Genomic DNA, 14,127 nt, shown 5'->3' on the forward strand with positions numbered 1-14,127 from the left:
AACCTCTCAATTACATTTAATTAGTAAACCTTATTTAGGTACAAAACGATTTAAAAAGTCGTTTAACCTCTCTACATAAGCCTTTTCATAAATCGCAAAAGCTTCACCATGCCCTGCATCTTCGAACAATTTAATTTCCGCTTCACTATTCGTTGCTTCATATAGCTCCTCAGTCATTGACGTTGGAACAAACGCATCTTTTTTACCATGAAAATATAAGATCGGGACTTCTGCTTGCTTCACTTGGTCTAATGCTGATGCTTCTTTTAAAGAATAATCGGCTCTAACTTTTGTCACTAGACTAGTTGTCGGTAATACTGGAAAAGACGGTAGGTTGTACATCCGGTCCATTTGATATTCAAACAAGTCATATACCCCTGTATATCCACTGTCTGCTACAATGGCTTTAACTTGTCCAGGTAGCTCTTCACCACTTGCCATTAATACAGCTGCAGCACCCATAGACAAGCCGTGTAAGACAATTTCCGTATCAGCACCTTGATGTTCAACGACACGGTTAACCCAGTCAATTAAATCTAACCTGTCATGCCAACCAAAGCCAATGTAATCACCTTCACTTTCGCCATGTCCTCTCAGATCAGACAACAACACATTATAACCTAAATCTTCATAGTAATATTGACCATAAAGGGCCATATCTCTTCCTCTACCGAGATAGCCATGGGCGAAGACAACAGTTTGATTAGTGACTTCTTCAGCTTCTAAATAATAACCTTTTAAATTCAGCCCATCAAATGACTCTAACTCCCAATGTTCAAATGGTTGGGTATTAACCCATTCACGCCATCCACCTTCTAAAAAGACATTCATCGCACTTGCTGAAACGACTAAATCTTCATCTTCGACTAGAAAATCTTTTTCATCACTTTTAATCGCTAAACCATAAAAGAAATTACTTGCCAATATATTAACGATTAATAACAGTGTTATGAAACTTCCCCCTATAATGATGATCCACTTTTCTTTGTCATAGATGCTCTCCCCCTATAAAAAGCGACTATGTACCTAGTATAACAGGATAAATGTCAGAATGTTTTATCATTTATTGGTAATTAATTTAAATAAGCGCCTAACAGTTCGATTAGACGCTTAAAACTTATAGATCATCCTCATAATCTGGTGCATCTGTTAATCCAGCAATATTAGTAGAACCATAAATCAGCAGCAAAACAAGGGTGACGAGTATAATACTGTTTGATAAGCCAATACCGTCAAATCCTTTCATTATAACCCTTCCTTCTCTAACCTTTTATTTAAAGCTTCAAATATTTCATCTAACGTTAAATCACCATTTTCCTCAAGAAACTCTTCTAACGCATTAATATGCTCGATTTTAGGAACTGAATAACGACCAACTAATGTGACAGTAACTACAGGGTTATTACGGTATAGCTCAACAGCATCAACCTTTAACTTACCTGTTAACAATAACGCAGCTGTAATCAAGTCTAGGTGCTTCCCACTATACAAGTCAGCTACCGAGTAATCAGCTATATTAGGGTATTGTTTCGAATAACTTTTACTTGTTTGCTTACGCTTCGGTCGTCGTTCCATCAAGAAGCACCTCCTCAAAATAGTTTATGATTTGTTTATTTATTGTGTGAGTGTCTAGTTTATTCATCAAAAAAGACAGGTTATCTAACCTGTCTAATCTGCTAACATTTTATAACCAACGCCTCTTATCGTTTTAATATAATGTTTATTTAACTTCTCTCGAAGATGTGCAATATGTACATCGACGATACGGGTTTCAATTATATACTCATATCCCCATAAAGCAGTCATTAACTGATCTCGTGATAGTGCTTGACCTTGATGTTGTGCTAAATATAATAATAACTCAAATTCTTTTGGAGTAAGAACTAATGGGTTACCCTTAAAATAGACTTCATATTCCTTAACAAAGATCTCAAGATCACCAATTGTTATGACTTCCTTATGAACAGCCTGATCGTTAAATTTATGAGTTCTTCTCATCAAAGCCTTTACCCTTGCCACTAACTCCTGAGGGCTAAATGGTTTAGTCATATAATCATCAGCACCAAACTCTAACCCTAAAATTTTATTTACTTCATCATCTTTTGCTGTAAGCATTAATATAGGCACATTGTGGTGTTCTATTCTTAATTCTTTACAAATTTCCATTCCATCTAAGTTAGGTAGCATAACATCTAGAACAACAAGGTCAAAGTTGTTAAACCTGATTAAATTTAAAGCTTCTTTACCATCTTGTACTGATTCAACACTATAACCTAACTGCTCTAAATGGTGCTGTACTAATGCAATAATTGAAGCCTCATCGTCTACAACTAACACTTTACCAGTCACATTAACCTCTCCCTCAAAAACAGAATGCCTTCTACTTCCATTCTACATGAGTAATAAATCGAGTAGTGTTAAGAGTTTGTAAATTTACTACTCATCCAAAACGACCACTAACATAATCTTTCGTCCGCTGATCTTTCATAAATAACACTTTTTAGTAAAATAATAAGTTTTGGAAATATTATGGGCAGGAATAAGAAAGGAATGACTCAAATGAAAGTTCAAAAACCAATTCCAAAAACTGATGGATTAGATCATACGCTAACCCTTATCGATCAAGGCTTTCACTTTTTACCAAACATGCGAAAAGAGCTCGGCTCAGACATCTTTGAAACTCGTTTAATGGGCAAGAAAACAGTTTGTATGGCTGGAAAAGAAGCTGCTGAAATGTTTTATGACAACGCGATTTTCAAACGTAAAGGGGCTGCTCCTTTACCCCTAAAGAAATCGCTGCTTGGACAAGGAGGGGTACATGGACTAGACGGCGAAAAACATAGACAAAGAAAACGGATGCACTTATCTTTAATAACACCTGAACGTCTTGAAGATATGAAAAATATAGCTGTGAATGAACTCGACGCCAAAGCAAAGAGTTGGGAAAACAAGAAACAAGTCGTTCTTTTCGATGAACTTAGAGAGATTTTAAATCGAGCAGGACTAAAATGGGCTGGGGTCCCATTTGAAGAGAAGGAAGTAAGAGCGCGTACTGAAGAACTCAGTAATATGGTCGATTCCTTTGGTGGATCTGTCTCTCGTTTCCGACAAGGTAAAAGAGCCCGTGACAAACATGAAAAGTGGCTTAAAAACATTATTGAAGACATACGAACGGGTAAAATTAAACCACCTGAATATACATCTGCCTACATTGTAGCTAACCACCGCGAACCGAGTGGCAAGTTGCTCAGCGTACAAACTGCAGCTGTAGAACTGAACAACACTTATCGTCCATTAATTGCAGCAGCATATTTTATAATTTTTGGAGCTTTAGCTATGCATGAGTATCCAGACTCTTACCAGAAGTTAAAAGAAGACAAGGACAGCTACAGCCATATGTTTGCACAAGAAGTACGACGATTCTATCCATTCGCACCGGCTATGGCTGCAAAAGTTAAAAAGAGCTTCTATTGGCACGATTATCATTTCAAAAAGGACCAGCTAGTCGTGTTAGATTTATATGGAACGAATAGACACCCTGATGATTGGGAGTCGCCAGAAGAGTTTAGACCAGAAAGATTCAAAGATTGGCAAGGTAGTCCATTTAGTTTCCTACCACAAGGTGGAGGTGATTTTCATATTGGTCACCGTTGCGCTGGAGAATGGTTAACCGTCATGGTTATGCGCACATTTTTTAAATACTTCGTTAACCATATGACTTTCGAGCTTCCTAAACAAGATTTGAGCTTTAGTTTAGAACGAATGCCAACTATACCGAAAAGTCATTTTATTATTCAAAATGTAAAACGAACTAAAGACTCGGTAAAAGATTTAGAACTCCATGTCCAAACTCGTCCTGTCATTTAATATGGCTTTTTCCCAAATAACAAACGCCGGATATACATAATCCGGCGTTTCGTTATAAAGCTCTTTTAGCTAGAAAGTCATGAATAACTGTATTAAGCTCCTTACTCTTGTTAGAAGGGATTTGGTGCCTCCCACCTTTAATAATCTTAATTTGACTATCTGGAATTTCAGTCGCAATGTTGTAACCATAACGTCCAAGTAATTTATCGTATTCACCATAGACCAACAAAGTTGGATGCTTTATTTCATTCAACCGCTCAGTACATTTATAATTTAAGTAAGATTGATAAAACGACTCAGCATCTAATGCATTTGCTTTAAAAGCTGACCTCATTAACGGAAAAAGTACATTTATTTTTTTCGTATTACTAAAGGTACCAAAGAAAGCAATTAAATTCGTGACACCTCTCTTAGATATTGCTTCTCCCCCTTTAGTTATAGTAGTTAAAATCGGACTATCCACTTCATCTACCGCTCCAACTTGAATTAAACCTTTTACATAACTTGGAGCCGAAATAGCTAACTCAAAAGCAATCGAACAACCAGCAGAATAGGCATACACCCAAACAGGACCAACATTAATGTGATCTATTAAAGCTTTAATATCTTCTACAATCGTTGAAAAATCCCACTTCTTTTTCGAAGGTGAACTTCTTCCATGCCCTCTTAAATCCAAGTTAATTACTTGGTAGGACTTAGATAAATTTTGACTTTGTGGCCTCATGACCTCACTTGGAAACACTGGACAATGTATAAATAAAATAGGTTCGCCTTCGCCTTTTATTTCATAATACAAATCGATCTCATCAACTGTTAAAAACGGCATACCACTGACCTCCATTAATCAAACTATAAATGCTCTTACCCTTAAAATGGCTCTCTTTCATAAAAGAATACAAAACTACGGTAAGGGAATGATGATAGTGATAAGCGTCTTTTAAATTTTGTTATAAGGGGACCTTTAAATGTCAGCACAAAATGGTCTTGAACATATGATTAGTCAAATACAAAGTTTGATTTCTAATGACTCTATAGATTCTAGAGAGATTTCCATGCCAAAACAATTATTACAACAGCCTGTTAGCCATGAACATAAGCAAGCTACATTCATGGCTTTAGTTGATGCAATCGTACCTTCAGATTTAGGGGCCTTAGACTCACGAATTGATGATTATTTAATTTGGTCTATAGATCATTACGCCGCTTTTCAAGATCATTGGAACCTTACAAACAGCTCGTTATCAACACAAACTGCATCACTGTTAGATATAGCAGCTTTTCAATATGCAACATCAGAAAATTCAATCTCTTCGCCTAACTTCGCTAATAACCCTAATGGTGGATTTTTTGCAGCTCTATCAGCAGTGGATCGATTTGAGTCAATTCGCTCGTTAGAAAACCAACAAGTAGATTTTGAGTTGTTGCCACCACCATTTAGAAATAACAGTGGATTAGTCGAAAATATGGTAACTGTCATCCACCAAATTGTTATTTTTAGCTACTACTCAGGTTGGTTTTCATTCGGTTCTACACGTTTAGCTAATCCTGAAAGCCGGTTCGTCGAAAGAAAGGAAGGAATATGGGAAAAGGTAGGCTACCCAGGTCCAGCATATGGTTATCGAGCGCTAAAAACCTTTAACGATAAGGAGGGAAATCAAATATGAATCCCAATACTGATCCAGATGTCATAATAATTGGGGCAGGTGGTGGAGGAGCAGTTGTTGCCAAAGAGCTAGGAGAATTAGGAATTAAAGTTACAGTCCTTGAAGCAGGGCCGTGGTACGGTAATAAAAAGTGGATAAATCCTAACCAAGAACGTGGTGAAACAAACAGTACGGACTTTGGTGATCTGGATATTAACTTGTTTCGTCAACAACATACGAAACATGAACATACGATGAACGATATTGAGACTGGTCGATTTCGTTGGGGACCTGCAGACCGTCGAAGGCCCCAATGGTATCGTAACATTCCTAAAAATGGGCTCATTTGGCAATCAACGGGTGTTGGAGGTACAACCCAACATTACTGGGCCAACTCTCCACGAGCTTACTCTTCTGCTATTGACCAAGTTTGGCCCATTTCATATAAAGAACTAATCCCATACTACGAAAAGGTTGAAGCTACTTTACCTGTAAGAGAAGCCCCAACAACTTCTAAAGAAGCATTATTTTACTACGGTGCCAAAAAAGCTGGTTGGCCTAAAATAGACACGAAAGACCCTACAACACCAGGTTACCGCCCCCAACCGAACGCTATTTTAGCTCCGAACGATTCATTAATGGATTCAAATTATAGCTTAGAAGAGTTATCAAAGAAAGAAGGTTGTACGTTATGTGGTCACTGCGTTAATGGATGTCCACATGGGCCATCGGTTGAACAAGTCGCTAAACGATCGACGAATGTTAGCTACATTCCTTTAGCCCTCAAAACTAACAATGTTGATATTCGTCCAAACACATATACAACTAAAGTATTAACTGAAGAAGACACTAAGGAGGGGCTACGCGCAGCAGGCGTTCAGTTTCGTAATACATGGACTGGTGAAACAGGTGAATTGTACGCTAAAGTTATTGTTATGGCTGCTGGTTGTATAGAGACACCAAGGTTATGGTTAAATTCGAATTTACCAGATAACTCTTGGGTTGGACGAGGAATGACACATCATTACTGGGATTGGATAACGGGAATATTTGATGACAAAGATGTCAAAAATATTTTAGGAGAAGAGAAAATCAATCCTTTTACAGGTCAAACATCTGGTGGCCGCTTTGATTATCCTGGTTTAGGGTGCATTCAAGTTTCAGGGATGAGCCCAGGCCTATTCGCTTCTTTGGCTTTTGGCGTAAGTGGCTCAAGTTATGACTATGCGTCTAAACCTAATTTAACAGACCCTTGGGAACAACGAGGACGCGTCGTAGGTCAAGATTTAATAGAATGGATGTCAAACTACCAAAACACTTTAAGTATATTAATTTTAACTGACGATCAGCCCCATAAACAAAACGGTGTATCAGTTGATCCGCACTTACAAGATGAACATGGGCCAATTCCCATTGTAAGATATACACCTAGTAAAGCGGACAAAGAAAAAAGGGACAAGCTCGCTAAAATTTCCGCTAAAATTTTACGTAAGGCTGGGGCTAAAAAGATTTTAAGAACTGACTGGCCAAGTCACTTCTTTGCTCACATGGAGTCTAATATGAGAATGGGTTATGTAGTGGACCAAAACTGTGAAGCCTATCAAGTAAAGCGGTTGTTCATTGCAGATAACAGCTCTCATTACAACGGGATTGGCGGACCTAACCCCACTTTAACGACACAGGCGTTAGCCACCCGAACAGCAGAAAAGTTAGCCAAAAAATACTTTGGCTAACCAATCAAAAACCACCCTTGTAAACGGGTGGTTTGTTCTACGGATAAAACCTTTGTTCCTACCTCGGCTCGTGTACACTTTCATCAACCGAGAGATTCGTTTATGATTAAGCTTTTTTTCTTCCCTTAGCCAAGATCTCGTTCTTCCTTGTGACGTATTCTTTAAATCTGTTTGAATATTATACTTCTTTATCCAATCTCTGAGGACAGAAAAAGTTACCAAACCAGAAATACAACTTTTAATCTGAACTCATAAATTCTATAAGTTTACTGTTAATTAGTTTCTGTAGGAGTCGCATAAATAATATAACGATCTGGTGCATTTCCCATATAACCAAATGGATAACATGTCGTTAATACTAAAACTTCATCTGGAGCAGTAGATTGAATCACGGTTCGGTCGTCTGCATCAACTATTTCAGTTTCCTGAATGTCATATGTAAACGTACCATATTCCATTTGGACAGTGAGCTGATCTCCTATTTCTAAGTCTCCAAAGTTTTGAAAAACGGTATCTCTATGACCTGATAAAACAATTTGTTCGCTTTGATTAGGAAAAGCAGTACCTGTATAATGACCAACCCCTTGTTCTAGATCATCTTCATCTGTCCCTTCAACTATCGGCAATTCAGCATCAAGTCTAGGAACTTCTAAAATTCCAATTACCTCATCAGTAGCGGGGGTAAAATCATCGGGGACAACCCCTTTTCCTGGATCATTTTCTAAAGCAGAAACGACCGACTGCGCCTTAGTTAATGCTTCATCTTGAGCTTTAGTTCCCGAGAAAACCTGCCAGCTACCGTACACAAGGAAAAATAACCCTCCACCTATTAATATTAATGAAAACCCTTTTCTCAAAAGCGATCAACCCCCTTCTATGAAATTCATCAAGACACCAGCTAAGAGAATCTACGTCTCTGCAAATATTCCATATTTTTGCTTAAAGCGTTCTAATATTTTGATCCACGGTACACTAAATAGTAATATAAAAAACACATTAGACAAAGCATGAGCAAGATCAAACCAAAAGCTTGCACTATAATAAAGAACAATAGCATTCCAATCAAACTCTTGAATGACTGCAATTACAAACCATAAATTCATCACCCAGCCAAATAAAAAACCCACTATAAAACCGTATATACAACGACCAATCATGTTTTTCATAAGCCATCTATTATTCAGTAATCCTGCAACTAGGCCAATCATTCCCCAAGAATACATTTGCCATGGTGTCCAAGGACCTTGACCTAGAAAAAGGTTGGAAACGATTGCAGCCAATACTCCAACAACAAAACCACTTTGAGGACCAAGAACAATACCTGTTACAATAATGACAAAGGTAGTTGGCTGCACACTAGGCAAAGAACTAAAAGGAACTCGACTTACCGCTGCAATGGCTCCTAGTATTGCTAAGAGAACTAGTTCACGACTTGACAAATTTTGCTTAGCAAAACGTATCACAAACGGGATAAAAGAGATCAATAAAATGAGTAAACTAAACAACATGTAATGACGTGCACTTAATAGTGGAGCACTGACAAGTACTATAAGAAAAATAGTACTTAATGTGATTAATAATTCTCTTGAACGTGCCATTTCTCGTTTGCCTCCTCTATCGTTATAACCGATGGAGCATTAGATTTTCTTGTGATCCGATTAACCGTTGTCGTATAATACCTATTTTCTTTAAAAAACTTTCTAGTGTCTTCAGTAGTTGTTATTTGTCCTTGAAATAACAAACTACTTGTAGAGGAGTAGCTTGCAGCAAACTCAACATCATGTGTAACCATAACAATGGTTAGTCCATCTTTAATTAACATTCGTAACACTTCTGCTAATCTACTTTTGGATTCCGGGTCTAATCCTTTAGTAGGCTCATCAATCAGCAAAATTGCAGGTTGCGTCAGTAATGTTCCAATCAAGGCTGCTTTTTGTAATTGACCACCACTTAAATCATGAGGATGTCTGTCTTTTAAATCATAAATTTGAAACTGATTAAGAAGTTGGGATATCTTTTCATTTGCATTTTCTATTTGAAAATGTCTAGCAATCATTTTATATTCTTTCATTAATGTATCTTGAACAAAGTACAAAGCAGGGTTTTGCGGCAAATAACTAACTGTTTTATGATAATTTTTTTTCATTTTTTTACCGTCATACTTAATGGAGCCATGCTGAGGCTTTAATACACCAGCAATGATCTTTAACAATGTTGACTTTCCAGTGCCATTCGCCCCAAGAATGGCATGCCACTCTCCCTTACATATATTAAGTGATAAATTATGTAATACTGGAGGCTCATGTTTAACATATTGAAAGTCAATTTCTTTTAGCTCCAGAATTTTTTTATTCTCACCCCTATGTTTCTCCCGATTTTTTGATGGGTGAATCACCTGATTTTCTAACCAACCTTGCGCTTCTTTTACGGTGATCGGTATTTGTTTAGTTCCGTTACTTTCACTGAAATTCAAAAATATTCTAGATGTACTCGGTAAAAAACGACTAAGTGTAGGGTGATTAATTAGCTTTTTGACAACTTCCTCTGGCATATCTATATATGAGACCCTTCCTTCATCCATAACCATCACATATTCAGCTACAGCAAACAAATCTTCCAATCGATGCTCTACAATCAGAACTGTAATTCCAAATTCATCATTTAAACGTTCCAAAGTATAGATGAATTCCTTTGCTGCTATAGGGTCCAATTGTGAAGTTGGCTCATCCAAAAGAATAATATCTGGGTCTAGTAATAATACGGATACCAAATTAACTAGCTGTTTTTCTCCGCCTGATAATTCATCTGTTTTCTTTTTTAAGAGACCATTTAAACCAAAAAACTGTGTCATTTCAGCAATCTTTTTATTCATTTCCGGAGTGCTATATCCCATATTCTCTAATCCAAATAATAACTCATTCATCACTGTGTCCATTACTATTTGGTTTTCAGGATCTTGAAAGACCATTCCGATTTCCTTTGCCCGTTTAATTGGTGAATGATCTTCCAATCGCATCCCCTTATAGTAAATATCACCTTGTAAATCGCCGTGTGGAGCTAGGTCATGTTTAATTAATCTTAATAATGTTGACTTTCCACTTCCAGAAGTACCACAAAGAACTATAAAATCTCCTTTATTAATGGTGAAGTTAATATTCTTCAAAACTTCATCGTTGGAATTAGGATAGGTAAAACCTACATTTTCCATTGATAGTATTTCCAATGAATGACCTCCTTGCCTTCTGTCAAAATTGGAAAGCCAATTAAAAACAGCCAAGTCATGAAGTAAATATACTCGCTTCCACTTAACATGATTGTTTCTAAAACAGGCCCCAACTGTAATACTCCATATCCTTTGGCCCAACCAAATAAGAGAATAATAGAAGAGCCCATTAAAGAGCCCAATGTCAGCCAGTCTTTCGATTTCATCTTAAAGGCGTTATAATTGCTTCTCTTCTGCAATCCATACCCTCGTGCTGACATTGAATCAGCCGCCTGAATCGAATCCTCCAATGCATTAGTTAAAAGCATTTGCATAATCTGCATCCCGTTTTTGGCTCGCTTATGGACAGAGCCTTGATTAAATGATAGACCTTTAACTTGCTGGATGCTCATCATTTCCTTGACCTTTCTAATCAGAAGTGGAACAAACCTCATTGACAGCATAGTGAGTAACGCCCATTGAGGCAAAACCTTTGAAAATAAATATAAAAGCTTATCCGGTGTTAACACGATATTAAATGTTACGAAAATAGCTAAAATCCCCGCCAAAGTTGAAGCAATCATGATCCCTTGGATTACTGCTTCAAGCATAATTGGCTGCTCAAAAAAATGAAACAAAATCTGATCACCTCTACGATTAAAAATCGGGGTGAGAAGAATGATGAAAGTAATCATCATTCCAATCATAAAACTCCATTTTTTTAATTCCCTTCCTTTATCCAAAATGTAATTAAAGGTACCTATTAGAAATAGGGCACCTAACAAAAATAAAGGATGTTGATATAACATTAATCCAATAATAATCAGCACATAATAAACCAATAAAACGAAAGGATGGAATGATTGAATCCCTCTTACCAATCTGAATCTTCCAAATAATTCACTGTGTAACTCCAATCAACGGATTGCCCTTCATGAACTGAATAGATACCAGAGCTTCGATCAATCATCACGTCATCTACTCTTATATGCCATCCACTTAATGGTCCTTCATCAAACTCATATAAACCATCAATTCCTTCAACATACGCAGTAGCACCAGAGCCACGAACACTCATATCAATCTCTTTTTTGTCAACGATTCGTTGTGTAACATCTAATGCAGTATCTCCATCTTCTAGCGCTACTTCCGTTTTAGGTAAAATGGTTCCTTTTACATCCCCTGTTGTAATTGAAACAGTGACTGTACTCTCAGATTCTTTTTTATCATCGTCCGATTGCTCATCATTTTCGTTTTCATTAGATTCACTATTTTGATTTGAATCCCCTTCACTAGAGTCATTTGATTGTTCTGAATTTCTATTTGAAGAGGAGCTTCCTGAGTCATTCTGGCTCGAGGCTTCATCTGTCTCTTCTACATCATCACTGTTTGATTCTGTTGTGTTTTGATGATCACTTTTTTCCTGAGTTGAATTTCCCTCATCACTATTATGGTCCTGCTCTTCATCATCAATAGAAGAGTCATTTTTTTTAGTCTCTTCCTTTTTTTCATCCTGATTATCATTTTCTTTTTTGTTTAGAATTGTATCGAATAAATCAGGTGTTATTGATTGTTTATACTCAACCACCCGCTCTATCTCTCCAACCTCTTTTACATCAGTTAAAGATTCTTGATTAGAGTGGGGCTCTTCCGGCGAACAACCTATTATAAAAAAGAGAATAAAACCAAGCATTATGTGAATCAATGTACTTCTCATGGTAATTACCTCCTCTTTGATGTAAGCATCAGGTAATCCAGTCAACCTGGATCACCCTCCAACTCACTTAATAATCAACATCCATTCTTCTTTTAAATACAAAGAGCATAGTGCCTACAATTAACATAAATAGTCCGATTGCAATGAAATTGTAATTGGATGTGGCCGTATCAGGTAGCTCCTCACCAGATGCTGTATGGTTGATCTCAGTATTTTCAGTTGAAGTATCTTTAGGTGCATCATTATTATTTACAGTTGAATCCTTCTGATCATCTGTACTAGACTCTATTTCATCTGTAACATTTTGACCTCGCTCATCATCTTTTTCATCGTTTTTACCTTCTTGCTCTTTAGGATCATCTACAGCTTTATCTTTATCTTCTTCTTTTTCCTCATCTTCTTTTTCCTCATCTTCTTTCTTACCTTCATCTTGCTGCTCTTGATCTTCTTGCTCATCTTCGTCCTCATCAATTACCCTAAAATCAAATATTATTCCATCATTATTCAGGAATTTATAATAAGCTGCTAACCCAAATACACTTTGATTAGAAGCTATACTATTTGAAGAATCATCACCGATATTTTGGTCAAAGCCGCCATCACCATTTCGAAATTGTAGTAATCGCTCTACTAAATTAACGCCTTCTTCAGTGGTGAATTGTTCATCTGTTGGATCAACCCCAACAGATACAAGACCTGCTATAGCCATTGCTATTGACGGGCTAGAATCACCTCCATGAAATGGATCTGGGTATCCTCCATCTTCATGTTGAGCTTTTGATAAATGGGCTACCGCATTGTCAATAACGGTTTTAATATTTTCATCATCTTGATATGGAGCAAGTGCTGCTAGTCCCATACCAGTTAAATCAACATGAAAGGAATCGCCGAAAAGAGACCAACCACCATCATCCAGCTGTTCTTCAATTAAGTATTGGATTAATTGATCTTTTGACCATGTTGCATCGTCTTCTGTATCATAACCACCACTATTAATCGCCAACAAGGTATAAATGGGACCATTATTACCTTGATTTGTCATTCTTTCATGATTTGTTAATTTTTCTATCAAGTTATACCCTTCAATATCCGTTGCGTCTTTACCAGCAGCAGTTAAAATTAAAATGTTTCTTGCTGCGTCTGTAACAAGTCGAAATTCACCTTCATTCGCTACAACACTTTCAATCGAATCCTCAGCAATTTGTTGAGGTACATCTTTCTCCAATGCATTCAGTGTAATGAACCCGTACCAATCAAGGCTGTCATTTGATAATAGATAATCAATCGATTCATCTGTTAATTGTTTAATAGATTCAAGTGTTAATTCCTCTAGATTCTCACTTTCAGGCTCATCTACTTCCTCTTCATTTCTAGATTCTCCTTTTCCATCATTGCTTCCTTGTTCCCCTTCAGAATCATCACTTCGAGAGTCTTCATCAGGTAACTCAGTAGCAATTAACTCCAAGTGGTCCCCTTCTTGCATTTGATAACTAACAAGACCTGTCTCCATAGAGTCATCATTTAGATACATGCCCCAGTAAAAAGAATCCTCAAGGGGATCATCTAGATCATTAATAAATGTTAGAAACTCGGAATCAACAGAAACATCCAAGTTAATACCTTCTTGGTCTGTTGCTTGGACCAATGCATCGTATGCTGTTCCAAATTCAACAATATCAACATTCGTTACCGGTAAAACTTCTTCATCATTCAAACCAACAGCCGATACCTTCACATCAATTGTGTTATGTGGCCATATGTCTTCATCTACGATCTTAAATAGTAGATTGTCTCCATGATCTAATTCGTATCCTCCTGCACCTACATCAGCTGTTGAACCATTAACGAAAAATCCCCAATAGTAACCCTCTTCAGGTGATTTTTCATTAATAGCTGTAATAAATTGACCAATTTCCGTATCTTCATAAGTAACTTCTGCTACGTCATCCAACGCATCAAATGCTG

General features: G+C 37.1%; 14 protein-coding genes. 3 read left to right on the plus strand and 11 right to left on the minus strand.

Translation table 11 applies throughout. From position 1 onward, the window contains the following. Positions 1–30 precede the first annotated feature (30 nt). The 4 genes from A194_RS0108695 to A194_RS0108710 all read right to left on the minus strand — a co-directional run bounded on the left by A194_RS0108695 (position 31) and on the right by A194_RS0108710 (position 2,349). Complete coding sequence (locus A194_RS0108695) at positions 31–924, minus strand: alpha/beta hydrolase (RefSeq protein ID WP_017186460.1); 894 nt, start codon at positions 922–924, stop codon at positions 31–33. A gap of 193 nt (positions 925–1,117) precedes the next feature. After that, positions 1,118–1,246: a hypothetical protein gene (locus A194_RS21005; RefSeq protein ID WP_017186461.1), complete on the minus strand. Its 129-nt coding sequence runs from the start codon at positions 1,244–1,246 to the stop codon at positions 1,118–1,120. Beyond that, entirely contained in the window at positions 1,246–1,575 is a 330-nt protein-coding gene (locus A194_RS0108705) for a hypothetical protein (protein WP_017186462.1), read from the minus strand. Before A194_RS0108705 ends, A194_RS21005 begins: the two co-directional genes overlap by 1 nt. Positions 1,576–1,668: 93 nt before the next feature. Beyond that, positions 1,669–2,349, minus strand: coding sequence for a response regulator transcription factor (locus tag A194_RS0108710; protein WP_017186463.1), 681 nt, complete (start codon positions 2,347–2,349; stop codon positions 1,669–1,671). Between the two features lie 210 nt (positions 2,350–2,559). Here A194_RS0108710 and cypC point away from each other — a divergent pair, with 210 nt between their 5' ends. Continuing rightward, a complete protein-coding gene (gene cypC / locus A194_RS0108715; protein ID WP_040402568.1) occupies positions 2,560–3,867 on the plus strand; it encodes a CYP152 family fatty-acid peroxygenase CypC in 1,308 nt (435 codons plus the stop codon). A 52-nt stretch (positions 3,868–3,919) separates the two neighbouring features. Here cypC and A194_RS0108720 read toward each other — a convergent pair whose 3' ends face one another. Then, complete coding sequence (locus A194_RS0108720; protein WP_017186465.1) at positions 3,920–4,693, minus strand: alpha/beta fold hydrolase; 774 nt, start codon at positions 4,691–4,693, stop codon at positions 3,920–3,922. A gap of 139 nt (positions 4,694–4,832) precedes the next feature. On the opposite strand from A194_RS0108720, the gene A194_RS0108725 reads away from it, so the two are divergent. Both A194_RS0108725 and A194_RS0108730 read left to right on the plus strand, forming a co-directional pair. After that, a complete protein-coding gene (locus A194_RS0108725; protein ID WP_017186466.1) occupies positions 4,833–5,531 on the plus strand; it encodes a hypothetical protein in 699 nt (232 codons plus the stop codon). Continuing rightward, positions 5,528–7,243 (plus strand): GMC family oxidoreductase N-terminal domain-containing protein, encoded by a 1,716-nt coding sequence (locus A194_RS0108730; RefSeq protein ID WP_017186467.1) that lies wholly within the window; start codon positions 5,528–5,530, stop codon positions 7,241–7,243. The genes A194_RS0108725 and A194_RS0108730 overlap by 4 nt, the downstream gene beginning before the upstream one ends. A gap of 272 nt (positions 7,244–7,515) precedes the next feature. Here the strand turns inward: A194_RS0108730 and A194_RS0108735 are convergent, their stop codons facing one another. From A194_RS0108735 to A194_RS0108760, 6 genes are all read right to left on the minus strand, one after another. Beyond that, complete coding sequence (locus tag A194_RS0108735; protein WP_017186468.1) at positions 7,516–8,100, minus strand: class D sortase; 585 nt, start codon at positions 8,098–8,100, stop codon at positions 7,516–7,518. 51 nt (positions 8,101–8,151) lie between these two features. Continuing rightward, on the minus strand, positions 8,152–8,841 hold the full coding sequence (locus tag A194_RS0108740) for an ECF transporter S component (RefSeq protein WP_017186469.1): 690 nt from the start codon (positions 8,839–8,841) through the stop codon (positions 8,152–8,154). Beyond that, a complete protein-coding gene (locus A194_RS0108745) occupies positions 8,817–10,466 on the minus strand; it encodes an ABC transporter ATP-binding protein (protein ID WP_017186470.1) in 1,650 nt (549 codons plus the stop codon). Before A194_RS0108745 ends, A194_RS0108740 begins: the two co-directional genes overlap by 25 nt. Then, positions 10,439–11,326: an energy-coupling factor transporter transmembrane component T gene (locus A194_RS0108750; protein ID WP_017186471.1), complete on the minus strand. Its 888-nt coding sequence runs from the start codon at positions 11,324–11,326 to the stop codon at positions 10,439–10,441. Before A194_RS0108750 ends, A194_RS0108745 begins: the two co-directional genes overlap by 28 nt. Further along, a complete protein-coding gene (locus tag A194_RS19395; RefSeq protein ID WP_017186472.1) occupies positions 11,320–12,162 on the minus strand; it encodes a DUF4430 domain-containing protein in 843 nt (280 codons plus the stop codon). The genes A194_RS0108750 and A194_RS19395 overlap by 7 nt, the downstream gene beginning before the upstream one ends. A 67-nt stretch (positions 12,163–12,229) precedes the next feature. Then, on the minus strand, positions 12,230–14,127 hold a 1,898-nt coding region (locus A194_RS0108760; protein ID WP_017186473.1), incomplete at its 5' end, for a DUF4430 domain-containing protein.

This window comes from Alkalibacillus haloalkaliphilus C5 (assembly GCF_000269905.1).
GTDB lineage: Bacteria > Bacillota > Bacilli > Bacillales > Alkalibacillaceae > Alkalibacillus > Alkalibacillus haloalkaliphilus_A.